General features: G+C 65.7%; 23 protein-coding genes. 13 read left to right on the forward strand and 10 right to left on the reverse strand.

Translation table 11 applies throughout. From position 1 onward, the window contains the following. Positions 1-42: 42 nt before the first annotated feature. From GK109_RS04515 to GK109_RS04535, 5 genes are all read left to right on the forward strand, one after another. Positions 43-1425 (forward strand): glutamine synthetase family protein, encoded by a 1383-nt coding sequence (locus tag GK109_RS04515; protein ID WP_157238821.1) that lies wholly within the window; start codon positions 43-45, stop codon positions 1423-1425. After that, a complete protein-coding gene (locus GK109_RS04520) occupies positions 1406-2170 on the forward strand; it encodes a gamma-glutamyl-gamma-aminobutyrate hydrolase family protein (protein WP_370460397.1) in 765 nt (254 codons plus the stop codon). The genes GK109_RS04515 and GK109_RS04520 overlap by 20 nt, the downstream gene beginning before the upstream one ends. Further along, positions 2151-3518 carry an aldehyde dehydrogenase gene (locus GK109_RS04525; protein ID WP_157238822.1) on the forward strand — a complete coding sequence of 456 codons (1368 nt, stop codon included), beginning with the start codon at positions 2151-2153 and terminating at the stop codon, positions 3516-3518. Before GK109_RS04520 ends, GK109_RS04525 begins: the two co-directional genes overlap by 20 nt. A gap of 24 nt (positions 3519-3542) precedes the next feature. Next, positions 3543-4322, forward strand: coding sequence for a 3-oxoacyl-ACP reductase (locus tag GK109_RS04530; RefSeq protein ID WP_157238823.1), 780 nt, complete (start codon positions 3543-3545; stop codon positions 4320-4322). A 164-nt stretch (positions 4323-4486) separates the two neighbouring features. After that, positions 4487-4897 (forward strand): hypothetical protein, encoded by a 411-nt coding sequence (locus GK109_RS04535; protein WP_157238824.1) that lies wholly within the window; start codon positions 4487-4489, stop codon positions 4895-4897. A 44-nt stretch (positions 4898-4941) separates the two neighbouring features. Here the strand turns inward: GK109_RS04535 and GK109_RS04540 are convergent, their stop codons facing one another. Then, the gene (locus GK109_RS04540; protein ID WP_157238825.1) at positions 4942-7182 is read right to left on the reverse strand and encodes a bifunctional diguanylate cyclase/phosphodiesterase; all 2241 of its coding nucleotides are present in this window, start codon (positions 7180-7182) and stop codon (positions 4942-4944) included. A 150-nt stretch (positions 7183-7332) separates the two neighbouring features. Here GK109_RS04540 and GK109_RS04545 point away from each other — a divergent pair, with 150 nt between their 5' ends. Further along, a complete protein-coding gene (locus GK109_RS04545) occupies positions 7333-8115 on the forward strand; it encodes a GntR family transcriptional regulator (RefSeq protein ID WP_104997112.1) in 783 nt (260 codons plus the stop codon). A gap of 53 nt (positions 8116-8168) precedes the next feature. On the opposite strand, the gene GK109_RS04550 is transcribed toward GK109_RS04545, so the two are convergent. From GK109_RS04550 to GK109_RS04565, 4 genes are all read right to left on the reverse strand, one after another. Then, positions 8169-8600, reverse strand: a complete 432-nt coding sequence (locus tag GK109_RS04550; RefSeq protein WP_197432401.1) for an SRPBCC family protein — start codon at positions 8598-8600, stop codon at positions 8169-8171. Positions 8601-8767: 167 nt separating this feature from the next. Next, positions 8768-9079 (reverse strand): hypothetical protein, encoded by a 312-nt coding sequence (locus GK109_RS04555; RefSeq protein WP_157238827.1) that lies wholly within the window; start codon positions 9077-9079, stop codon positions 8768-8770. A 227-nt stretch (positions 9080-9306) separates the two neighbouring features. Next, positions 9307-10479: a Gfo/Idh/MocA family protein gene (locus GK109_RS04560; protein ID WP_157238828.1), complete on the reverse strand. Its 1173-nt coding sequence runs from the start codon at positions 10477-10479 to the stop codon at positions 9307-9309. 67 nt (positions 10480-10546) lie between these two features. Then, complete coding sequence (locus tag GK109_RS04565; protein ID WP_157238829.1) at positions 10547-11362, reverse strand: sugar phosphate isomerase/epimerase; 816 nt, start codon at positions 11360-11362, stop codon at positions 10547-10549. 120 nt (positions 11363-11482) lie between these two features. On the opposite strand from GK109_RS04565, the gene pdxA reads away from it, so the two are divergent. Both pdxA and GK109_RS04575 read left to right on the forward strand, forming a co-directional pair. Then, positions 11483-13786 carry a 4-hydroxythreonine-4-phosphate dehydrogenase PdxA gene (gene pdxA, locus GK109_RS04570; RefSeq protein ID WP_370460398.1) on the forward strand — a complete coding sequence of 768 codons (2304 nt, stop codon included), beginning with the start codon at positions 11483-11485 and terminating at the stop codon, positions 13784-13786. 70 nt (positions 13787-13856) lie between these two features. Beyond that, on the forward strand, positions 13857-14645 hold the full coding sequence (locus GK109_RS04575) for a DeoR/GlpR family DNA-binding transcription regulator (RefSeq protein ID WP_157238831.1): 789 nt from the start codon (positions 13857-13859) through the stop codon (positions 14643-14645). 62 nt (positions 14646-14707) lie between these two features. Here the strand turns inward: GK109_RS04575 and GK109_RS04580 are convergent, their stop codons facing one another. Further along, positions 14708-15496 carry an IclR family transcriptional regulator gene (locus GK109_RS04580; protein ID WP_370460399.1) on the reverse strand — a complete coding sequence of 263 codons (789 nt, stop codon included), beginning with the start codon at positions 15494-15496 and terminating at the stop codon, positions 14708-14710. A 175-nt stretch (positions 15497-15671) separates the two neighbouring features. On the opposite strand from GK109_RS04580, the gene GK109_RS04585 reads away from it, so the two are divergent. Both GK109_RS04585 and GK109_RS04590 read left to right on the forward strand, forming a co-directional pair. Next, a complete protein-coding gene (locus GK109_RS04585; protein ID WP_157238833.1) occupies positions 15672-16490 on the forward strand; it encodes an Asp/Glu racemase in 819 nt (272 codons plus the stop codon). 12 nt (positions 16491-16502) lie between these two features. Beyond that, complete coding sequence (locus GK109_RS04590) at positions 16503-17888, forward strand: SLC13 family permease (RefSeq protein ID WP_157238834.1); 1386 nt, start codon at positions 16503-16505, stop codon at positions 17886-17888. 96 nt (positions 17889-17984) lie between these two features. Here the strand turns inward: GK109_RS04590 and GK109_RS04595 are convergent, their stop codons facing one another. Then, positions 17985-18605: a flavin reductase family protein gene (locus GK109_RS04595; RefSeq protein WP_157238835.1), complete on the reverse strand. Its 621-nt coding sequence runs from the start codon at positions 18603-18605 to the stop codon at positions 17985-17987. Positions 18606-18649: 44 nt separating this feature from the next. Here GK109_RS04595 and GK109_RS04600 point away from each other — a divergent pair, with 44 nt between their 5' ends. Further along, positions 18650-19396 (forward strand): haloacid dehalogenase type II, encoded by a 747-nt coding sequence (locus tag GK109_RS04600; RefSeq protein WP_157238836.1) that lies wholly within the window; start codon positions 18650-18652, stop codon positions 19394-19396. 46 nt (positions 19397-19442) lie between these two features. On the opposite strand, the gene GK109_RS04605 is transcribed toward GK109_RS04600, so the two are convergent. Continuing rightward, positions 19443-19820, reverse strand: coding sequence for a VOC family protein (locus GK109_RS04605; RefSeq protein WP_157238837.1), 378 nt, complete (start codon positions 19818-19820; stop codon positions 19443-19445). Between the two features lie 127 nt (positions 19821-19947). On the opposite strand from GK109_RS04605, the gene GK109_RS04610 reads away from it, so the two are divergent. Then, positions 19948-20313 carry a hypothetical protein gene (locus tag GK109_RS04610; protein ID WP_157238838.1) on the forward strand — a complete coding sequence of 122 codons (366 nt, stop codon included), beginning with the start codon at positions 19948-19950 and terminating at the stop codon, positions 20311-20313. An 11-nt stretch (positions 20314-20324) separates the two neighbouring features. Here GK109_RS04610 and GK109_RS04615 read toward each other — a convergent pair whose 3' ends face one another. After that, a complete protein-coding gene (locus GK109_RS04615) occupies positions 20325-20657 on the reverse strand; it encodes a hypothetical protein (protein ID WP_157238839.1) in 333 nt (110 codons plus the stop codon). A 202-nt stretch (positions 20658-20859) separates the two neighbouring features. Between GK109_RS04615 and GK109_RS04620 the strand changes: the two genes are divergently transcribed. After that, the gene (locus GK109_RS04620; RefSeq protein WP_157238840.1) at positions 20860-21162 is read left to right on the forward strand and encodes a YciI-like protein; all 303 of its coding nucleotides are present in this window, start codon (positions 20860-20862) and stop codon (positions 21160-21162) included. A gap of 37 nt (positions 21163-21199) precedes the next feature. On the opposite strand, the gene GK109_RS04625 is transcribed toward GK109_RS04620, so the two are convergent. Then, positions 21200-21679: a nucleoside deaminase gene (locus GK109_RS04625; protein WP_157238841.1), complete on the reverse strand. Its 480-nt coding sequence runs from the start codon at positions 21677-21679 to the stop codon at positions 21200-21202. Between the last annotated feature and the right edge of the window lie 20 nt (positions 21680-21699).

Consider the following 21699-nt stretch of genomic DNA (forward strand, 5'->3'; position numbering starts at 1 on the left):
CACAAATCACGCAAATCATCGGATCGAAGTTACGGATATCAAATGACCAACCACACCACGGGAAACGACTCCCAGGCCGCGCTGACTGTCGAAGACCTGAAGCGGAAGGTTGCTTCGGGTGAGATCGACACGGTGGTCGTCGCAATCACCGATTCGCTGGGCCGTCTCCAGGGAAAGCGCTGCGGCGCAAGGTCGTTCCTTGAGGACGTCCTGGGACACGGAGCTGAAGGCTGCAACTACCTCCTCTCCGTCGACGTCGAAATGAACACCATCGATGGATACGCGATGTCCTCGTGGGCAACCGGCTACGGCGACATGGTCATGAAGCCCGATGTCAGCACGCTCCGGCTTGTTCCCTGGCTGGAAGGCACGGCAATGGTCCAGTGCGACATCTTCTGGCTTGACGGGCGTCCTGTAGCCCAGTCCCCCCGCCAGATCCTTCGGGCTCAGATCGAACGGCTCGAGGCCCTCGGCTACCGAGCCCACATTGGCACGGAACTCGAATTCATCATGTTTGACGACAGCTACGCCGAAGCATGGGATAAGCACTACGTCGGGCTTAAGCCCTCAACCCGCTACAACGTTGATTACTCGCTGCTCGCCACGGCAGGCCTGGAACCCGTCATCCGGGACATCCGCACGAGCATGGAGAACGCCGGGCTTGTAGTCGAGTCCTCGAAGGGCGAGTGCAACCACGGCCAGCAGGAAATCACGTTCAGGTATGCAGAGGCGCTTCGGGCCTGCGACAACCACGCGTTCTACAAGAACGGCGCAAAGGAAATCGCCGGGAAGCACGGCAAGAGCATCACGTTCATGGCCAAATACAACGAGCGGGAGGGCAGTTCCTGCCACATCCATTTCAGCCTGACGGACCTGGACGGCAACCCGGTACTGGCCGGCAGCGGGGAGCATGGATTCAGCCCCGTCATGGAGAACTTCGTCGCGGGCCAGCTGGCAGCCATGAAGGAGCTTTCGTACTTCCTGGCGCCGAACATCAACTCATTCAAGCGTTTCGTCGAGGGCAGCTTCGCACCAACCGCCATCGCGTGGGGCCTTGACAACCGCAGCTGCTCGCTGCGCGTCGTGGGCCGCGGTCCCGGCCTTCGGGTGGAAAACCGCGTGGGTGGCGGCGACGTCAACCCCTACCTTGCGGCGGCGGCCCTCATCGCTGCAGCCATCCACGGCATCGAGAATGATCTGCCTTTGGAGCCCATCATGCTGGGAAATGCCTATGAGTCCGCCGCGGACAGGATCCCCACCACTCTCAGGGAAGCGCGCGCCCTGCTGGTCACCAGCGAAATCGCCCGCAAGTCCTTCGGCGACGAGGTTGTGGACCACTATGCGCACGCTGCCGCCGTAGAACTTAAAGCCTTTGACAGTGCCGTGACGGATTGGGAGCACAAGCGTGGCTTTGAACGTCTCTAATGCTTACCGGCCGCGCATCGGCCTCACCACCTACTACCAGGAGGCGGCCTGGGGGGTCTGGAAAGCGGACGCGGCAATCCTGCCCGGAACCTACGTAGAGGCGGTTGTTGCGGCGGGCGGTACACCTGTCCTGCTGCCGCCGATCGGCACCGACCCCACCGTCGTCGAGCTTCTGGATGGGCTTATCATCGCGGGCGGCAGCGACGTCGGGCCTGAGCACTACGGTGCAGAGCCTCATGAAATGACCCGCTCGCAACCCGGCCGGGACACCCATGACATCGCGCTGACCAGGGCGGCGCTGGCCACCGGACTTCCGTTGTTTGCCATCTGCCGGGGAGCCCAAATCCTCAACGTGGCTCTGGGCGGATCCTTGATCCAGCACATCCCTGACGTCACGCCGGGTTCAGCGCAATACCAGCCGGCGCCGGGCGTATTTGGCACTGTCAAATTCACCACCAGGCCTGGCAGCATCAGCGGCCGCCTGCTCGGGGAACGCGCCAGCGCCCCCTGCTACCACCACCAGGCCATGGACCGCATTGCGGACGGCCTCTGCGTGACGGCAGCGGCGCAGGACGGAACCGTACAGGCCCTTGAGACAACAGCCGGCGGCTGGGTGCTGGGGGTGCAGTACCACCCCGAACAGAATCCGGAGGACCTGCGGCTCTTCAAGGGGTTCATTGATGCAGCCCGCACCTACCGCACAGAACGAACGGAGAACTTAGTCGATGTCCAGCAGCATGTTTGAGGTCCTGAACCCGGCCACCGAAGAAGTCATTGAAACGGTTCCGCTCAACTCATTGGAAGAAACAGACAGGGCCATCGCGAAGGCCGCCGCGGCTTTCGAAGCCTGGCGCAACGTCCCACCCGCAGACCGGGCGATGCTGCTGCGCCGCTTCGCCGCTGCCGTGGATGCGGACCTCGAGAACCTCGCCCAACTTGAAGTAATCAACGCCGGCCACACCATCGGCAACGCGCGGTGGGAGGCCGGCAATGTCCGGGACGTCCTCAACTACTACTCCGGGGCATCGGAACGCCACCTCGGACAGCAGATCCCTGTAGCCGGCGGGGTCAATATCACCTTCAACGAGCCATTGGGTGTTGTGGGCGTCATTGTCCCCTGGAACTTCCCGATGCCCATCGCCGCATGGGGCTTTGCCCCCGCCCTGGCCGCGGGCAATACCGTGGTCCTCAAGCCCGCCGAACTGACACCGCTGACTGCCCTGCGGCTTGGCCGCCTGGCACTCGAAGCCGGACTGCCGCCGGGTGTCCTGCAGATCATCCCAGGCAAGGGATCCATCGTGGGGGAACGCTTTGTGACCCACCCTGCCGTACGCAAGGTGGTTTTCACCGGGTCAACGGGCGTGGGCAAACGGATCATGGCCGGGTGCGCGGAGCAGGTCAAGCCCGTGACGCTGGAACTGGGCGGCAAAAGCGCCAACATCATCTTCGCTGATGCGGACCTGGAGGCGGCCGCCGCCGCCGCGCCGGGCGGGGCCTTCGATAATGCCGGCCAGGACTGCTGCTCCCGCTCCCGCATCCTGGTGCAGCACAACGTCTTCGAGAAGTTCCTGGAACTTCTCGAACCTGCGGTCAAGGCGCTGAAGGTCGGGAACCCCGGGGATGAAGACGCGTTCATGGGGCCTTTGATTTCCGCCGCGCAGCGCCGCACCGTGTCCGGCTTCGTGCCCGACGGGGCTCCCGTGGCGTTCCGCGGGTCGGCGCCTGAAGGGAGGGGGTTCTGGTTTCCTCCCACCGTCCTGACGCCGTCCCGCGAGGACAGGGTGATGAAGGAGGAGATCTTCGGTCCGGTGGTGGCAGTGGTGCCCTTCACGGACGAGGCTGACGCGCTCCGCCTTGCCAACGACACTGTCTACGGCCTGTCCGGCTCCATCTGGACCCGGGATGTGGGGCGGGCGCTGCGGGTTGCCCGCGGACTCGAGTCCGGAAACCTATCCGTCAACTCGCATTCATCCGTCAGGTACTCCACACCCTTTGGCGGTTTCAAGCAGTCGGGCCTTGGCCGCGAACTGGGCCCTGATGCACTGAACGCCTTCACCGAAACCAAGAACGTCTTCATTTCCACCACCGACTAAGCAGAGCAAGTAAGGAATAGCACCATGATTGAAGTCATCTCCAGCCGCCTCAAGGGCCGCAGCGCCGTCATCACCGGCGGTGCCAGCGGAATCGGGCTGGCCACGGCACGCAGGTTCGCTTCCGAAGGGGCCCACGTCGTCATCGCAGACCTCGATTCCACCGCGGGCCAGCAGGTTGCTGAGGAAGTGGACGGGCTGTTCGTAAAAGTTGACGTCACCAGCGAGGAGGAGGTCAGGAACCTCTATGCCGTCACCAATGAAACCTACGGAAGCGTGGATATCTCGTTCAACAACGCCGGGATTTCCCCGGCGGATGACGCCTCCATCATCGATACGGGAATCGACGCCTGGCGCCGGGTGCAGGAAGTAAACCTCACCTCCGTGTTTTACTGCTGCAAATACGCCCTGCCGTACATGCAGGCACAGGGCAAGGGGTCAATCATCAACACGGCGTCCTTCGTGGCGGTGATGGGTGCCGCCACGTCCCAGATTTCCTACAGCGCGTCCAAGGGCGGTGTCCTGTCGATGAGCCGTGAACTGGGGGTCCAGTTCGCCCGCGAGGGCATCCGCGTCAATGCCCTCTGCCCGGGTCCCGTCAACACGCCGCTGTTGAAGGAACTGTTTGCCAAGGATCCAGAGAAGGCTGCGCGAAGGCTGGTCCACGTTCCGCTGGGACGGTTCGCCGAGCCTGAGGAACTTGCCGCTGCCGTTGCCTTCCTGGCCAGCGACGACGCATCCTTCATCACCGCCTCCACCTTCCTGGTAGATGGCGGCATTGCCGGAGCCTACGTCACCCCCGAGTAAACCAGGAACAGGGGAAACGATTGCACCGCCGACGGCCGCCGCACCGCAGACGCGGCGGCCGTCGGCGGAGCAACGGCCAACCCGTTGACGGAAGGGTTAATCCAACGTTAGGATTTACCCACTGCGCGCTGGGGTGCCCGACCAAGATAGGGAAGGACCCCAAAATGAACCGCATGACCCGCCTCGTCCTCGCCTCCGGCGCTGGCCTGGCTCTCGCCCTCACCGCCTCGCCGGCCGTGGCCGCGCCGCCGTCTGACTCCCGCAGCAACCCCGCCCAGGTGGAACACGTCGAATACAGCTTCCCCAACGGTTCATCGTATGAGTACCGCGGCGCGACGCGCGTCACCGATGAGGGCTACTACACCACAAACACCCGCGATCAGATGACAGTGCAAAACGACGGGGGCACTGTGTCGACGTTTGACTACAAAACGCACTACATGCTGAACGACAAGGTGACAAAAATGAACAGTACGAGCACCTTTACCGAGGACGGCGACACCTGCCGCAGCGGTTCCCGGACCGTCACCACCAACGGGGAGACGCGCACGCACAGCTCGCAGTCGAGCTGCTAGCACGGCGGTCCGCACGAGTTCGAAAATGACCTGGCCGGGCGGGTTTAGTGCAGCGGCTCTGCGGACTCCATGGCCGTGAGCCGGGCAGCGAGTCCGGTGAGCCCGGAGATGGTTGCCGGCCGGGAGTAGAGATACCCCTGGGCGTGGGTGCATCCGAGGCGCCGCAGGTGATCGCGCTGGGCGGCAGTTTCGACGCCTTCGGCCGTGGTGGCCAGCCCAAGTGCGTGGGCCAGCCCGACGACGGCGCCGACGATGGCGGTGTCCTCGGCGTCGGTGCCAAGTCCGGCCACGAAGGACCTGTCGATCTTGACCACATCCACCGGGAAGCGCTTCAGGTTGGTGAGCGAGGAATAGCCCGTGCCGAAGTCATCCAGCGCGATCCGGATGCCCATGGCCCGCAGCTGCCAGACGGTGGAGATGTTGCTGCCGTTGCTGTCCAGCAGGGCGGACTCAGTGATCTCAACGCACAGGGCGCCGGGCGGAAGCCCGGCCTCGCGAAGGGCACGCGCCACGACGTTCACCATGCCGGGGCTGCTGAGTTCAACGGCGCTGACATTGACAGATACGTGCTGCGGAGCGCGTCCGGGATCTTTGCGCTGCCATGCCGCCACCTGGCGGCAGGCTTCGGGGATCATCCAGCGCCCCAGGGGAACGATCAGCCCGGTTGTTTCCGCCACGTCCAGGAACTCGGCCGGCGCGAGCAGGCCCCGGTCCGGATGGTCCCAGCGCACGAGCGCCTCCACGGAGGCAAGGCTTCCGTCGGCCAGACCAATGACGGGCTGGAAGAGAACGCGCAGTTCGCCGTTTTCAATTCCCTGCCGCAGTTCCTTCTCGGTGCGCAGCCGGTTGTCACGGATGGCGCGCAGGTTCCTGTCGTAGAACACGTACCGGCCCCGGCCTGCTTCCTTGGCCCGGTACATGGCGATGTCGGCGTTTTGCAGCAGGTCGGCCGCGGTGCTGTCCCGGCCGGACAGCGCTATGCCGATGCTGGCGCTGGTCCGGAAGACGTCGCGGTCGATTTCGTAGGGCCGCTCCAGCCCGTCCAGCAGGCGGCGGGCCGTGGCTTCAGCTGCGGCCCGGTCCTGGACGCCTTCGCAGAGCACCACGAATTCGTCTCCTGCCAGGCGGGCCACGGTATCGTCCCCGCGCCCCATGGAGCGCAGCCGCCGGCCTACTTCGATGAGGAGGAGATCGCCGGCGGCATGTCCCAACGTGTCGTTGACGGCCTTGAAGCCGTCCACGTCCACGAAGAACACGGCCACATGCGTGCTGCGGTCCTGGGTCCGCGAAAGGGCATGGCTGATCCTGTCCATCAGCAGCACCCGGTTGGGCAGGCCCGTCAGGCCGTCATGCATTGCCTGCCGGGTGAGCAGCTGTTCAGCTTCGCGGCGGCCCGTGATGTCCTCGAACTGGGCAACCAGGTACAGAGGCACGCCACGGTCATCGGCCACCACCGCGCTTGTCATCGACGTCCAGACGATGTCGCCGCCGGCGTGGAGGAAACGCCGGGAAGCGGTGTACTCAGTGACTTCTCCGCGCAGCATCTGTGCCAGCCGGTGCCGGGCCGCGGCCCGGTCCTCCGGCACAATGAAATCCAGGACACTGCCGGACTCCACGTCCGCGGGCGTGCGCCCCAGGAGGGCGTAAAAGGCGGAGTTGGCCCGCAGCACCTTGCCTGCCTCTCCGGGGTCCAGGCTGAGGAGTGCGATGCCGATCGGGGCGTGCTCAAAGGCAAGCCGGAAGCGTTTCTCACTGAGCTCAAGCTCTGCGGCGCCCTGCCGGCGCACAGCATTCAGCTCCGCTTCGGCTTCAAGTTCCGCCAGGCGCTGCCGCTCGATCAGGTCCTCGAAAATCGCCGGTCCCGCCAGCATGGAGGCGTATGCCCGGCGCAGCGTCCAGTAGTAGACGCCCACTCCCGCCGTTGTCACCTCCCACAACGCGTCATGCCAGGAGATGCCCTCCCTGGAGGCGTGGCCCTCGAGGACGTCCAGCCCCAGGAGAGGCAGCAGCGGATGGACAGCGTGGAGGCCGTGCCCGACGGAGCAGGTAAAGAAGATTGCTGCCGTAGCAGTCCCCAGCCGGTTCCGGCGCACCTGCCCGGACCGGGCCAAGGGCACAATGATTGCCACCGAAATCGCCAGGTAAGAGACAGCCACCACCGTATTGGCCGCCGACGAGAGCCACCACCAGTCCACCCGCATCCCCCTGCGCCTAGACGGAACACGTGCGTATTCGGTTCCGTGGATCACTTGATACTGGATGGGTGGCAGCTTTTCGTCAACCATGGCGCTCGGCAAGGGCGTGGTTGCACAGAATTAGCGCTCTGCCCGCACAGTCAGCAATCCCGCGCTTGTCCAACACACGCGTCCGACGTTGCACTAGGCTGGAATCCCCCGTACCGACTCCGGATCCACCCCAGACAAGCGAGGCAGATCGTGCACCAGGACGCCGCCCGGTTCCTGTCCCAGCCGGTGGCCGCCCAGCCCGGCGCCCCCCTGCGCGTCGCGGTGTACTCACGGATCGCCGCAGCCATCCGCAACGGCCTGCTCACGCCCGGGTCCATGATCCCCACCGAAACCGAACTCGGCACGGACATGAAGGTCAGCCGCACCGTGGTCCGCGAGGCCCTCATGCTGCTCGAGGAGGACGGTCTCATCAGGGCGCGGCGCGGCGTCGGGCGTTTCGTCTCGGACACGCTCCCCCGCATCGGCATCGAGCGCATCCAGCCGTTCGAGGACGTCCTCGGCAGCCCCGGGCAGCAGGTGGAGGTCAAGCGCACCCAGGTGGTCCGGCAGGCCGCCTCAGAATTCGTCGCCCCCGGCATCGGCGTCGAGCCCGGCACCGACTGCTGGCTCTGGGAATCGGTCCTGATCCGCGACGGCGAGGCGATCGCCCACCTGCAGGAAAACGTCACCGCCCAGCCGGTCAGCGTCGGCAAGGGCGCCGCCGCGCCCCTTGAGATAGAGGACGACGGCGGCGCCACCTTGCTTGCCGCGCTCAACAACCAGCTGGGCCGGCTGGCCGGGCCGGGCGAGTGCCAGATAAGCCTCAGCCAGGTGGGACCCAGCCGGGCGAAGCTGCTGGACCTGCGCCCGTCGGACCCGGTGCTGGTCCTGACGCAGTACGTGCGGAACGGCAACCGGCCCTTCTATCTGGCCAAGTGCCTGGTCTCGGCCCGGGCCGGCCACCTCTCGGTGATGCAGCAGTTCCAGTCCTGAACCCACCCGGGGCCATCCCGGCCGGCTGAAATCATGCCTGGGGAGTCCGCAATTCACGCTTCCAGTTCGCGTTTAAGGTTCCCTACCACCGCCTTGTTGTTTCGCGGCACCATGAAAGCCATTACAGGTGTCATCAGCATTTTCAACCCGGAAGGATGCAACTCCACCGAACGCGTGAACCTGGTACCTTCCCCTGCTGGTTCGACCGTGTAGGAGATAGTGGGCTTCAACCCCCCGAACTCGCCCCGGAACACGAGGCGGGCATCCTGCTGGACTTCAACCGCGGTCAAGGTGCCATCCGTTGTTCCCATGAACGGCTTGAATTTCAGCGGGTAGGTCTTGCCGACCACCGGGATGGGGTCCGTGCCCGCTGGCACCGAATCAACGTCCGTGTGCCACTTGGGTTCGTTCCGGAGGTCGGCCACGAACTGGAACACCTCGTGGGGGCTCCGGGCAAGAAAGACCGATTCTACAGACTGGACCATGATTCCCTCCTTGCGCTTCGTTCGGCGCAAACGACCCATTACTGGCGGACTGTATGGCCGAAATCTGCCCTTATCTATGGTTGTACGCCCGCCCAACCGCAGCGACAGCGGTGGCGGATTGGGGAAGAACACGATTTCCGTTTCCTTCCATTAGGGGTGAAACCGGGTCATGGCCCGGCTACCAGAATTTCGCCAATGGCGTCCTCGCAACCGGGGACGTGCGTGCCGGCATGGACCTGGGAGAACCTGCTGACGACCTGGCCCGAATTATCGAAACCGTAGGCGTCAGCAGCATCCTTAACCTCATTGATGATGGCAGGAACGGCACCGGGACCGTCTGCCACGGCATGATCTGAAATGCCAAGTCCCGTGCAGGCAGCGTGGGAGTTGGCGATATCGGCGGTGGCAGGAGCAAGCCCTGCAAAAAGCGCAACGAAGATGGCAGCCGCGGAAGAAGCGGCAGCACGTTTAACGTTCATGAATGTCTCCTGAAAATAGGGCTTCGACGAAGTTCTATTTCCACGGCGGTGAGGATATAGAACCCCGCCAGTGAGGCCATTGTGCGCTTGCAGAGTGAACCCGGCAAGAGGCCATGGCGCCGCCCGGTTCCTGTCCCGGCCGGTGGCCTCTCAGCCCAGCCGGTCGGCGTCGGCAAGGAGGCCGCCGCGCCCCTTGAGATAGAGGACGACGGCGGCGCCACCTTGCGTCAAGCCGTGATTAGCGGAACCTCCACCCAGGCCTCTTTTGCAGCGGATTCGACAATCGCGTCGTCAATGAGGGCTGTCTGGTAGCCGTCTGCGAAATTGGGGCTCACGCTTCCGCCTTCCGCAATGGCTTTGAAGAAATCGTAGGCTTCGATGATCTTCGTTTCCCCGTAGCCGATGCCAAGCGCCGGAATGGGCCAGAGACCCTCTCCGTAGGGATGAGCCGGGCCGGTGTAAACGGTGCGGAATCCGCGGCGGTCCCCTTGATCGGAGGCGAAGCAGACCTGGAGTTCATCGCGTCGTTCGTAGTTGAAGACGATGCTTCCTTCGGTTCCGTGGATTTCGAAGGTGATGTAGTTGTTCCGTCCATACGCATTGCGTGTCGCCTCAAGGGATCCCACGGCGCCGTTGGCGAAGCGGATCATCGTCATCACCTCATCGTCCACGTCAACTTCGCCGCGCGGGCCTTCGCCGCCCCGTACCGTTCCGAGTGCGTCGGCACCGCCCGCTTGGAGCGGCCGCTCAGGAATCCAGGTGGACAGGAGGGAATTGACGGCGCTGAACTCCCCCACAAGGTACCGGGCCATGTCAATGACGTGGGTGGCGATGTCACCAAGGGCGCCCGAACCTGCGATCGACTTCTGGAAACGCCAGGACAACGGGGAATTGGGGTCCGCACTCCAGTCCTGCAGGTAGGTACCCCGGAAGCTGAGGATGCGGCCGATGGAGCCTTCCTCAATGTATTTCTTGGCCAGCGCGACCGCGGGAGTGCGCCGGTAGTTGAAGGCGACCATGTGGACGATGTCGGTGTTCTTCACCGCGTCGTACATGGCTTTTGATTCTTCGCCTGTACGCGCCAGCGGCTTCTCGCAGATGATGTGCTTGCCTGCTTCGGCCGCGGCTATCGCAATTTCGGCGTGGAGGTGGTTCGGCGTGGCAATGTCTACGACGTGGATGTCCGGATCGTCGATGATGCTGCGCCAGTCCGAGGTGGAGTTCTCGAAGCCGAAGCGGCGGGCCGCTTCGGCAGCCAGTTCGGGGTTGGCCTCGGCGATGACCTTGCGGACCGGGAGGGCCGGAGCCGGCCAAAAGAACATGGGCATGGCGGCGTAAGCCAAGGAATGGGCTTTGCCCATGAAGCCGCCTCCGATGAGGCCGACATTAAGGTGCTGCATGTGAATCGTGTTCCTTTCGGAAAAGTCGGGAGCCGCCTGCGGTGGCTCTCCCTGGTGGTCAGGAGGGTCAAAGGAGTTTCTCGAGGTACTTCTTGCTGATCTCGGCGGCTTCCCGGGGATCCCCGTCGTAGCCGTCGAGTTCGACCATGAGCCAGCTGTCATATCCGCCTTCCCGGATTGCTGCGAGGATGTCCGGGAAGTCGAGTTCCCCCTGGCCCAGGGGGAGGAACGAGAAGGGGTCTTGCCGGAGGTCCTTAAGGTGGACATGCCGGATCCTGTCGGGGTACTTCCGGATGACAGCTGCCGGATCTGCGCCGCCGGCCGCAAGATGGGCCGTGTCGGGGCAGAAACCGATCCGCGTGAGCGGCATGAGCTTGTCCAGCTCGTCCGGGCTTTCCACGATGGTGGTCAGGTGCGGATGGTAGCTCGCCGAGAGCCCGAAGCCTTCGGCGATGTCCGTAACGCTGTCGAGGGCCTTGCCGAGCCGGCGGTAGTCCTCTTCGGTGGTTCCGGCAGCGCGGCGTGCTCCCCCTCCAACCACCAGGCGTTCTGCACCGAAGTTTGCGGCCAACTCGGCAGCCCGGTGAATCCGGTGCAACTCGTCCGGAAGGATGTCGGCATAGATGAAGTTGGCGCCCGTGTACACACTTGCCAGGGATACCCCGGAACTGGCGAGGATCTCTTTGAGCTCCTCGGGCTTTTCCGCGTATTCCGCGAGGTTTCCGTCGAACATCTCAACGCCCTCGTAGCCGACGGATGCGATGTCCCGGACGGCGTCCTTCATAGATCCGTGGGTGAGGTAAAAGAGGTCCTTGACGCTTGTCACGCCTTGGGCGTGGCCCACAACGCCACCCCAGGTGATGGAACAGTAACCAAGTTTCATTGCTTCTGCCTTTCAGGAGCCGAAGAAGGATTGGGAGTCATGTGTGCTACTTCTTCCGGGCCATAGCGACGGCCAGGATGATGATTGCGCCGCGGACAACCTGCTGCTGGCTGCTGCTTTGTGCAGCATGGACTGTCCGCACAGGTTTTGCTGGGAACGCACGACGAGGACAGCTCCTTTGCGGAGCCTGTCACCGACGTGGTGGTCGCTGATACGCATTCGCGTGGCCTTCCTGAAGCCGCGGCCGAGGCGGTGGCGAAGGAAGCCTTTTCCAGTGCAGCAGCCTCGGGTGCCCCTCTGGTCTTCAAGAAGATTGACTCCCTCTGGCGCGGGAACGTCCGGGCGGAAGTGGCCGCGCTGACGAACCTTGGGTTCCATGCTGTGGTTGCGGGAGCTCTCCCCCAGCTTCAGCGTTCGGTGCGGAAGGGCCAACCGCTTGTTGCCGGCACTGCCTTGGCGGAAACGGACCTTTGGCAGGCCGAACTGCACGCCCCGCCGACGGCCATTCCTTCGCTGCTGCGCCCGGAGGATCCGGCCTCAGTTCGGACGCTGGGTCTGGCCAAGGTCCGGTCGGGCTCGCTTGCCGAGAAACTTGCCGGGCTGCTCCCTTCCGAACAGCCAGCGGTGGTGGTTGCGGACGGCGAAACGATCCAGGACCTGGGGCACGTGGTGGACGCCCTGCTGGAAATGGACTTCCAGGCCGGTCACGGCCGTATCGCGCTCGTAGGCACCGGCGGAGCGGCAGACGTCCTCGCGCAGCGCCTGGCTGCACAACTTGTGCGAAATGCGCACCTTGCGGCACAGGCTAACGCAACCACCGCGGAACCGCAGGGCCCGGCCAGGCCCGTACTCGCCGTCGTCGGTTCTGCCTTGGGAACCGCGCAGGCGCAACTGGCCAAGCTGAAGGGCCGCGGATTCACAGTCATCAGGCTTCACCCACAGTACGCCGGAGCCGTCGGGGCCTATGCTTCTCAACTGGCCCAGGTTTCAGCGGATTTGCGGGCAGGCCACCGCGTAGCAATCACACTTGCCGCTTCAAAAGTGGACCCGTCCGGGTCAGCCCGCATCGTGCAGGCCCTGTCCAAGTTCGCAGCCGAGGCTGCCAAGGCAACACCAACAGACCTGATCCTCACCGGCGGCGAGACGGCCCGGGAAGTCCTGGACGCCGTCGGTCTCCACCGGCTGGTACCGCTCGCGGCCGTGCAGCACGGCGCCGTGCTCAGCAGGGCGGACGACGGAACGCTGGTGGGCACCAAACCCGGCAGCTTCGGCGACCACCTGGCCCTCCTACAGATTTACGACGAAATCCGGGAGCGCCGCGGCCGGTCCGCGCAGGCTCCCGCCACCATCCTTCCCAGCAAGACTTCCGAACGACCTGGAGCAGACATGACAACCGCCGCAGTGAGCAGCACCGAGCAGAACGCCCTCCCCTACGTGGCCGTGACCATGGGCGACGGGGCCGGGGTGGGGCCGGAGGTGGTGGTTGCCGCCGTGCTGGATCCGCAGAGCAACGCCGAGTGCCGGCCCGTGGTGATCGGCGACGCGCTGCGCCTGCGCCAGGCCGCGGACGTCCTGGGTATCCAGGCGGACATCCAGAGCATTGAGGACGTGGAGGACGCGGTGTTCACGCCGGGCCAAGTGAACGTGATCGACTTGGCGCTGCTGCCGGAGGACCTGCCGTGGGGGCAGCTCTCCCCTGTGGCCGGGCACGCCGCGTACGAATACATCCGGGTGGCCAGCGAGCTGGCGATGGCCGGGAAGGTGCAGGCGATCTGCACGGCGCCGCTGAACAAGGAGGCGCTGCACGCCGGCGGGCACATCTTCCCCGGGCACACCGAACTGCTGGCTCACCTGACGGGCACGGAGGAGGTGTCCATGATGCTCTCCACGCCCAAGATCCGGGTGATCCACGTGACCACGCACATCGGGCTGATGGACGCCATCCGCAAGATCAACCCGGACCTGGTGGAGCGCACCATCCGCCGCGGCCACGAGGCACTGGTCCGGGCGGGCATCCCGAACCCGAAGATCGGCGTGTGCGCCATCAACCCGCACGCCGGCGAGAACGGCCTGTTCGGGCAGGGCGAGGAAGCGGAGAAGATCGAGCCGGGTGTGAAGGCGGCGCAGGCGGACGGGATCAACGCGGTGGGCCCGCTGCCCGCGGACACGCTGTTCTTCCTGGCCGGCCGCGGCGATTACGACCTGGTGGTGGCCATGTACCACGACCAGGGGCACGGGCCGGTGAAGGTGCTGGGCATCGAGGCCGGCGTGAACATCACCGTGGGCCTGCCGGTGATCCGCACGTCTGTGGACCACGGCACCGCGTTCGACATTGCCGGCAAGGCGATCGCGGATTCGCGGTCCATGGTGGAGGCGCTGCACCAGGCAGCGGCGATGGCCACCCGGCCTGCCGTGGCCGTGTAGGCGGTGCTGCGGGGAGTTTCAGGCGGCCGGAACTAGCATGGGTACCACTGCCACGGGAAGGAGACCGGGAATGCTGAGCGCAAACGCGCGGCGCGAGGAGATCTACCACCTTGCCGTGACCACCGGCCTGGCGTCCGTGGAGGAACTGTCCGCCCGGTTCGAGGTGACGGCCTCCACCATCCGCCGGGACCTGGCGCTGCTGAACGGGCAGGGCCGGCTGGCCCGCACCTATGGCGGCGCCATGGCCCTGGGCGCGCACCCCGAGGCGTCGCTGCGGCAGCGCATCGGCGAGGCGTTCGAGCAGAAGCACGCGATCGCCCGCTGGGCGGCGGCTGTGATCCGGCCCGGGGAGAACATCCTGCTCGACGCCGGCTCCACCGTGGGTGCCCTGGCCCACGAGCTGCGCGGGTTCGAGAAGCTGACCGTGACCACTCCGGGCATCAACACCCTGCAGGAGCTGGCCGAGTCCGAGGGCATCGAGGTGGACTGCCTGGGCGGCCGGCTCCGCAGCGTTTCGCAAAGTTTTGTGGGGCCGCTGGCCGAGGCGTCGCTGGAGCGGATGAGCTTTGACCGGGTGTTCCTGGGCGCCGACGCCGTCACCGCCGAGGACGGCATCTGCGAAGCCGACCACGCCCAGACCCGGCTCAAGGAACTTATGGCCAGGCGCGGCCGGCAAGTCTACGTCCTGGCGGACTCGTCCAAGCTCGGGCTCCGGCCCTTCCACGCGTGGGCGCGGCTGGCTTTGCCCTGGACCCTGGTGACGGACGACGGCGCCGACCCCGCCCAGGTGCAGAAGTTCCGGGAGGCGGGGGTTGCGGTTGAGGTGGCTGAGGTCCGGGTCGACGGCCCAACTAAGTAGCGCTAAGTGTCGTTATCAGGGGTCATAACGACACTTAGCGCTACTTAGTTGGATGGGGCGGATTACAGCGGGGTGGCCTGGCTGCTGTCATACCCCAGCGCACGGCTGGCTTCCATTCCCGCCCGGGCGACCACCGGCCCCAGCCGCTCGACGTCGGCAGGCCCGATCCGCTGGGTCGGGAATCCCAGGCCGATGGCGCACGCGAGCCGTCCGGCGTGGTCGAAGACGGGCGCGCTGATGGAACCCACGTCCTCGTTCCGTTCCCCGAACGCCGCATAGAACCCCTGCTCCTTCGCCACCGCCGCCTGCTGCCGCAGGAGCTCCAGGGAGGCCGGCGTGTCGGGGGTAAAGCGGTCCAGGCCGTGCTCGTCCAGGGCGCCCCAGGCCTCGGGGTCGAACGCCAGGAAGATCTTCCCCGGGGCTCCGGCATGCAGCGGCATCACCATGCCCACCATGAACGGGCGCATCACCACGTGCCGGGTCTCGGCCACGGCAACGATGGTCCGGAACGCGCCGTCGCGGACGTACAGGCACGCCGTTTCGCCGGTCTCATCGCGCAGCTGCTGCAGGACCGGCTTCACCAGCCGGACCACGTCCAGCCCGAACGTCCCGGGGGTAGCCCAGCGGACCAGCCCGATGCCGATCCGGTAACGGTCGCCGTCGCGGTCCAGGAAGCCCTCCCGCAGCATGTTCTGCACCAGGCGCTGGCAGGTGCTGGACGGCAATCCGGTCTTCCGGATGATCTGCTGCAGCGTGGGCTCCGGCTCCTGCACCGAAAAACAATCCAGGATCTCCGCCACCTTGTGCAGGACCAGCAGGGGTGAGGCCCCGGCACCCGCTTCCGTTGCCACTGTCTTCAAATTTCCCTTCAGTACTTTTCCTCGAACAGCCTCCAGCTTAGTGAGCAGGAAGCAGGACCTGGGATGTGACCCGTTTGACATTAGACGCGAGCAACCCACATCATGGGATCAGAACCCACTCTATGGGTTGCACGCAAAATCCCCATCACAACGACGTGGAGAAGCCATGAGCACCCCCGACATCACCTGCGAAACCGCTCCCGAGCCCAAGCGCCCCGGGACCAGCCGGGTGGGACTGATCGTCCCCAGCTCCAACACCACCATGGAGACCGAACTGCCTGAACTGTTCCGGCGCCAGGCCGAAGCGACCGGCCACAAGTACACGTTCCACTCGGCCCGCGCCGGCATGAAGAAGGTCACCCGGGAAGAGCTGCTGGCCATGGTGGGCAAGGCAGCCGGCTGCGCCGAAGCAGTATCCGACGCGGACGTGGACGTCATCGCCTACGCCTGCCTCGTTGCCGTCATGGCCCAGGGCCCCGAAGCCCACGAGGGCTCGGAGAAAGTCATCGCAGAGGCCGCCGCCGGCAACGGGCACCCAGCCCCGGTCACCAGCAGCGCCGGCGCCCTGGTGCGCACCCTGCAGGAAATCGGAGCCGGCAAGGTGGCCATGATCACCCCCTACATGAAGCCGCTCACCAAGATCGTGGTGGACTACATCGAAGGCTCCGGCATCACGGTGCTGGACGCCATCAGCCTCGAGGTGGCGGACAACCTTGAGGTCGGCTGCCTTGACCCGCAGAACCTGCCCGCGCTTGCCCGCAGCCTGCAGCGCGAAGGCGCGGACGCCGTCGTACTGTCCGCCTGTGTCCAGATGCCGTCGCTGGCTGCGGTCCAGGCCGTGGAGGACGAGCTCGGACTGCCGGTCATCACGGCGGCCACGGCCACCACGTACGAGATCCTCAAGGCTCTCGGCCACCGGCCCGCCATCACCGGAGCCGGCAGCCTGCTGTCCGGCGCCGGCGTCCTCACCCCGGCGAACTCCTAGGCGGCCGGCACCATGTCTCTTTCAATCATCGCGTTCCTGGTCCTGGTGGCGGCCTTCGCCATCGGTTCCTTCACCAAGATCAATGCCGGCCTGCTGGCCACCGTTGCCGCGTTCGGCGTCGGCACCCTCCTTGCAGGCATGTCCATCAAGGACGTCATCGGCCAGTTCCCCGCCGGGCTCTTCTTCATCCTGGTAGGCGCCACCCTGCTCTTCGCCATTGTTCGGATCAACGGCACCATCGACCTGCTGGCCTACTGGGCTGAACGGCTCGCCGGCGACCGGAAGATCCTGGTCCCCATCCTGATGTTCCTGCTGACGGCCGCCCTGGCTTCAGCCGGCGCGTTCACCCCTGCCGCCATCGCCATCGTGGCCCCGGTGGGCCTGGCGCTGGGCATGCGGTTCGGCATCAGCACCCTGGCCATGGGACTGGTCATTGTCCAGGGCGCCAATGCCGGCGCCTTCTCCCCGGTCAACCCCTTCGGCGTGCTGGCCAACAAGATGCTGGACGGCGCCGGAGCCTCAGACGGTTCCTTCAAGCTCTACGCCTACTGCTTCGTCTTCAATGCCATCCTGGCCGCCATCGCCTACGTCCTGGTCCAGGCCATCATGAAGCGCCGCATGGCCAAGGCGGAGACGCGCCTCCAGGCCGGTGAGGCGGGGGATGCAAAGCACGACGGCGGCGCTGCCGCTCCCGCTGTCAGCAGCGCTTCGGCTCCATCCGGGTCCGGGACGGCTGTGCTCACCGCCCCGGCGCAGACCGTGGTGGCCGCCGGAACCAAGACCCGCCCCGAGAAGGTAGCCGCAACCCCCATGCGCATCCTCACCCTGGCGGGCATCGCCTCGCTGCTGGTGCTCACCACTGTCCTGGGCATCGACGTCGGCGTCGCTTCGCTGGTCATAGCCGCAGTGCTGATCGTCCTGGACTCGAACGTGCAGAAGCCGGCAGTGGAGAGCATGCCGTGGTCCGCGATCATCCTGGTGACCGGCATCGTCACCTACGTTGGCATGCTCGAAAAGATGGGGGCGCTGAAGGAACTGCAGGAAGGCATCGCCGGCCTGGGCAACAGCTCCCTTGCCGCCCTGATCACCAGCTATGTGGTGGCCATCGTCTCGGCCTTCGCCTCCACCACCGGCACCCTCGGCGTCATCAGCCCGGTGGTCGCACCCATCGCCATGGATCCGTTACTCACGCCCATCGGGGTAGTGACGGCCATCGCCATCAGCTCCTCCGTGGTCGACGTGAGCCCGATGTCCACCAGCGGCGCCCTGCTGATGGCGAGCGCCCAGCCCAAGGACGAGCGGATGTTCTTCCGGGCGCTGCTGCTCTGGGCCATCGCAATGATCGGCGTGGTGCCGCTCCTCGTGTGGTTCGTGTTCGTCCAGTTGGGCCTCGGCTGATCACCGTCCATCTGAAAGGGAAGGGATGCCCTGCGTGGCAGGGCATCCCTTCCCTTTCTTTACGCGGCTCTTGACGCGGCCTGGCTTCCGCCGGTCTCAGGCCTTCGGGCGGAACGGCCCCGGCCAGTCCTTGAGCCGGATCCGTTTGAGTTCCTGGACGGTACTCTGCGTGCCCCACTCGTCCAGCCCCAGCCGGGACAGCGGCTCCAGCAGGTCAATCCGAGGGTGGCTTCCCTCCAGCACCTCGTCACTCACCGCTGCGTGCGTCACTTCGCCGAAAACCAGCGTGGAGTCCCCCATCGGCAGCACGGAATGGAGGCGGCATTCGAGCACCGCCAGCGATTCCTTGACCCGCGGCGCAGCCACGGTGAGGCTCGGCTCCCGGGTGAGGCCGGCGGCGTCAAACTCACTGACATCGGGCGGAAAATTGGTGCCGGTGGCGTTGACCTCCTCCAGCAGCGCTGCCGGGGCGAGGTTCACCACGAATTCTTTGGACTCGGTGATGTTGCGGAGCGAATCCTTCTCCCCCACCGAGGTGAACTGCACGATGGGCGGATTCGTGGAGGCCACGGTGAAGAACGAGTGCGGGGCCAGGTTGTCAACGCTTTCCGGCGAGACGCTCGATACCCAGGCGATGGGCCGGGGCACCACCACCGCGGTGAGCAGCCGGTAGAAATCACCGGCGGACATGGTTGCGGGATCGAAATCAGTGCGCATACTGCCAGACTAGCGGTCAGGGAAGCTTGGGAAGGAGAGAGGATATGACGTTCCAGCCATACCGTTCACCGTCAACCGGGTGCGGGGTGCGCGCCGTCCTCTTCGACACCTTCGGCACGGTGGTGGACTGGCGCACCGGCGTCGCCCGGCAAGCGGCCGCCTTCGCCGCAACAGTTGGACAGGATCTCGACGCCGAGGCGTTCGCCGATGACTGGCGCGCACTCTACCAGCCGGCAATGGAGGCGATCCGCACCGGATCCCGCGAATTCGCCACCCTGGACACACTCCACCGCGAAAACCTGGACCAGGTGCTCCGCCACCACGGCTTCGATCCGGACCGGCTGGACGCAGGAACCCTGGAGGAGTTGAACACGTCCTGGCACCGTCTGCCCCCATGGCCGGACAGCGTGGAAGGCCTGGCCGCCGTGCGCCGCAGCTACATAGTGGGTCCCCTCTCCAATGGCAACACCTCGCTGTTACTGGACATGGCCAGAAACGCCGGCCTTCCATGGGACGTGATCATCGGCTCGGACATGACGCGCACCTACAAGCCGCTGCCCGCGGCCTACCTTCGGACTGCGGAGTTCCTGGACCTCAGACCGGGTGCCGTGATGCTCGTGGCCGCCCACAACAACGACCTGCGTGCTGCCCGGGAGGCCGGTCTGGCGACTGCGTTCATCGCCCGCCCCACCGAACACGGCCCCGGCCAGGCTGCGGATCTGACGCCGGAGAGCGACTGGGACCTCTCGGCGTCGAGCATTCCGGAGCTGGCGGACCGGCTCGGAGCCTGAACCGGCTCAAACTGCTGAAGGGTTGCCGGCCTAGCTCCGGGCCGGATCAGGCATCAAGCCGCTTGCGCAGGAGGCAGAACTCGTTGCCCTCAGGGTCGGCCAGGACGTGCCATGGCTCGTCGCCTGCCTGCCCGACGTCGGCCGGGCGGGCCCCGAGGGCAAGCAGGCGTTCCAGCTCGGCGTCCTGGTCCCGGTCGACGGGGTTGACGTCGATGTGCAGGGGGAGGCGACCGGTCCGCGGATTGCTGCTCGGGCTCAGGATGATGGTGGGCTGCAGGCCGCCGAACCCGGCGTCCGGCGGGCCGATCTCGATGGCACCGTCCTCCCGGCCGAGCTCGACATAGCCGAGGACATCGTTCCAGAACCCTGCCAGGAGTTCCGGATTGGCGCAGTTGAGGACCAGTTCGCTGATACGGGAGACCATGACGCCCAGTGTACGGAGGTCCTGGGCGCTGCGGGTGTTCACCCTCCAACTCGTGGAGGCCGGCGTCCTCTCTTAGGCAGGTGGTTTGGCCCTCCCCTTAACGGCGGCCACGTCCGTAAAATGGACCATGGTGGTAATTTTCTCCGCGATCGGGCTGCTGTTGTGGATTGCCGTCCTGTTCGCCGCGATGGTCCTGTGCGGCATCGTCTGGACGGGCTGCAAGCTGATTCTCTGGGCGATGGACCTGAAGCCCCTGCTCGCCGGGCCCGGAACCCGGCCAAAAGCGTTGGCCAGGCCAGCCGTGGGCAGCACACGGATGGTGGCGCGCGCCCCCTCCCCGCCGAAGGTCGCCCGCGTCCAGGACCGGCCGTCGGCACAAGCATTGCCCGCGTCCGGGATCTGGCCGAAATGGAGCCCGTCGCACAGGCTCTACAAGGCCCGCGAGCTGTCCCTCTGGCAGGAGCAGTTCGACGCCCTGGACTCCCGCGGCTAGGGGTCCGGTTTTCAGCCGGCCGGTTTCCCGGCGGATCCTCCGGTGCGGCCTCTGCGCCGGAGGACGAGCCGTGCGGTGACGGCAGCAATCAGGCCGGCGAGGGTCACCAGCTGCACTTCGTCAAATGACAACCCGTCAATGTTCGGCTGCAGCTCCTCCTCGGTGGCCCAGCCGAACCAGATTTCGCTGACCAGCATCCCCGCCACGAAATAGGCCAGGGCCGAATAGAGCCAGAGCCAGCGGACCACGTGCCAGCCCACGATCAGCTGCGCCACCAGGCCAAAGGCCAGCCCCATGGCCGCCAGCAGCGCCAGTCCGGCTATTCCCAAGTCCCAGCTGCTCATGCCAGCCACCTCCCTGTTTCCTCTCCTACCATCCAGCCTCCCCGGCCGGAGCACTGACGGTAACGGGCGAAGGTCCCCGGTGGTGCCGGATCCTGCCGCACGCCCGGGAGACACCCGGCAAACGGACGACGGCGGGTTGAGTCCCGGTGGGTACGCTACTTCTACAACGAGTGAAACCCCTGAACGAAACGGACGGACACCCATGCACGCCGTGCTCGAGTACACCTATGAGGACAACTATCTTCAGACCCGCGAAAAATACCGCTCGGACCACCTCAGGGCGGCGTGGGAAGCAGTGGAACGCGGCAAGCTTCTGCTGGGCGGGGCCGTTGGGGAAGGGCCCTTCAGCGGGTTGCTGATCTTCACAGGCGAGGACGCACTGGAGGAGGCAAGGGCTTTTGCAGCCGCCGATCCGTACGTCACCGCCGGCGTGGTGACGTCGTGGACCGCCCGGCCGTGGACAACGGTGGTGGGAAAAGAGGCGGCCACACCCGTCCGCCCCTGAGTCGCATCAGCGCAGCGTCACCGCACGCAGGACCGGGCTACTCAGCGATGTCCTCCGCCCACAGGCCGGGGTTCTCGGTCTGGAAGGTGCGCATCATGTCCACGCAGCGCTGATCATCCAGAACCACCACCTCCACCCCGCGTGACCGCAGGAGTTCCAGCTCGCCGTCGAACGTGCGTGCTTCGCCCACCACCACGCGGGGGATCTTGAACTGGATGATGGTCCCGGCGCACATGGCACACGGGGCCAGGGTGGTGTAGAGCGTGGTGTCCCGGTAGCTCCTCTGCCGGCCGGCGGCGCGGAGCGCGGACATTTCTCCGTGTGCGATCGGGTCGTCCTGTTGGACGCGTTCGTTGTGCCCGCTGGCAATCACCACGCCGTCCCTGGCGAGCGCCGCCCCGATGGGGATGCCGCCCTCGGCCAGGCCTTTTTGGGCGGCCTGGTAGGCGGCTTCGAAGGCGGGAAGGTCGGTGCTGTCCGGTTCCGGCACGGCGGACTGATGCTGCTCGTGGGTCATGGCGTCATTGTTGCACGCGG

This window comes from Pseudarthrobacter sp. GA104 (assembly GCF_009741265.1).
Lineage (GTDB): Bacteria > Actinomycetota > Actinomycetes > Actinomycetales > Micrococcaceae > Arthrobacter.

What these genes read in the sequence shown, in the direction of transcription:
- GK109_RS04515 (WP_157238821.1), top strand. Translation starts at nt 43, where the DNA reads ATGACCAACCACACCACGGGAAACGACTCCCAGGCCGCGCTGACTGTC.
- GK109_RS04525 (WP_157238822.1), top strand. Translation starts at nt 2,151, where the DNA reads ATGTCCAGCAGCATGTTTGAGGTCCTGAACCCGGCCACCGAAGAAGTC.
- GK109_RS04530 (WP_157238823.1), top strand. Translation starts at nt 3,543, where the DNA reads ATGATTGAAGTCATCTCCAGCCGCCTCAAGGGCCGCAGCGCCGTCATC.
- GK109_RS04535 (WP_157238824.1), top strand. Translation starts at nt 4,487, where the DNA reads ATGAACCGCATGACCCGCCTCGTCCTCGCCTCCGGCGCTGGCCTGGCT.
- GK109_RS04540 (WP_157238825.1), bottom strand. Translation starts at nt 7,182, where the DNA reads ATGGTTGACGAAAAGCTGCCACCCATCCAGTATCAAGTGATCCACGGA.
- GK109_RS04550 (WP_197432401.1), bottom strand. Translation starts at nt 8,600, where the DNA reads ATGGTCCAGTCTGTAGAATCGGTCTTTCTTGCCCGGAGCCCCCACGAG.
- GK109_RS04555 (WP_157238827.1), bottom strand. Translation starts at nt 9,079, where the DNA reads ATGAACGTTAAACGTGCTGCCGCTTCTTCCGCGGCTGCCATCTTCGTT.
- GK109_RS04560 (WP_157238828.1), bottom strand. Translation starts at nt 10,479, where the DNA reads ATGCAGCACCTTAATGTCGGCCTCATCGGAGGCGGCTTCATGGGCAAA.
- GK109_RS04565 (WP_157238829.1), bottom strand. Translation starts at nt 11,362, where the DNA reads ATGAAACTTGGTTACTGTTCCATCACCTGGGGTGGCGTTGTGGGCCAC.
- GK109_RS04575 (WP_157238831.1), top strand. Translation starts at nt 13,857, where the DNA reads ATGCTGAGCGCAAACGCGCGGCGCGAGGAGATCTACCACCTTGCCGTG.
- GK109_RS04585 (WP_157238833.1), top strand. Translation starts at nt 15,672, where the DNA reads ATGAGCACCCCCGACATCACCTGCGAAACCGCTCCCGAGCCCAAGCGC.
- GK109_RS04590 (WP_157238834.1), top strand. Translation starts at nt 16,503, where the DNA reads ATGTCTCTTTCAATCATCGCGTTCCTGGTCCTGGTGGCGGCCTTCGCC.
- GK109_RS04595 (WP_157238835.1), bottom strand. Translation starts at nt 18,605, where the DNA reads ATGCGCACTGATTTCGATCCCGCAACCATGTCCGCCGGTGATTTCTAC.
- GK109_RS04600 (WP_157238836.1), top strand. Translation starts at nt 18,650, where the DNA reads ATGACGTTCCAGCCATACCGTTCACCGTCAACCGGGTGCGGGGTGCGC.
- GK109_RS04605 (WP_157238837.1), bottom strand. Translation starts at nt 19,820, where the DNA reads ATGGTCTCCCGTATCAGCGAACTGGTCCTCAACTGCGCCAATCCGGAA.
- GK109_RS04610 (WP_157238838.1), top strand. Translation starts at nt 19,948, where the DNA reads ATGGTGGTAATTTTCTCCGCGATCGGGCTGCTGTTGTGGATTGCCGTC.
- GK109_RS04615 (WP_157238839.1), bottom strand. Translation starts at nt 20,657, where the DNA reads ATGAGCAGCTGGGACTTGGGAATAGCCGGACTGGCGCTGCTGGCGGCC.
- GK109_RS04620 (WP_157238840.1), top strand. Translation starts at nt 20,860, where the DNA reads ATGCACGCCGTGCTCGAGTACACCTATGAGGACAACTATCTTCAGACC.
- GK109_RS04625 (WP_157238841.1), bottom strand. Translation starts at nt 21,679, where the DNA reads ATGACCCACGAGCAGCATCAGTCCGCCGTGCCGGAACCGGACAGCACC.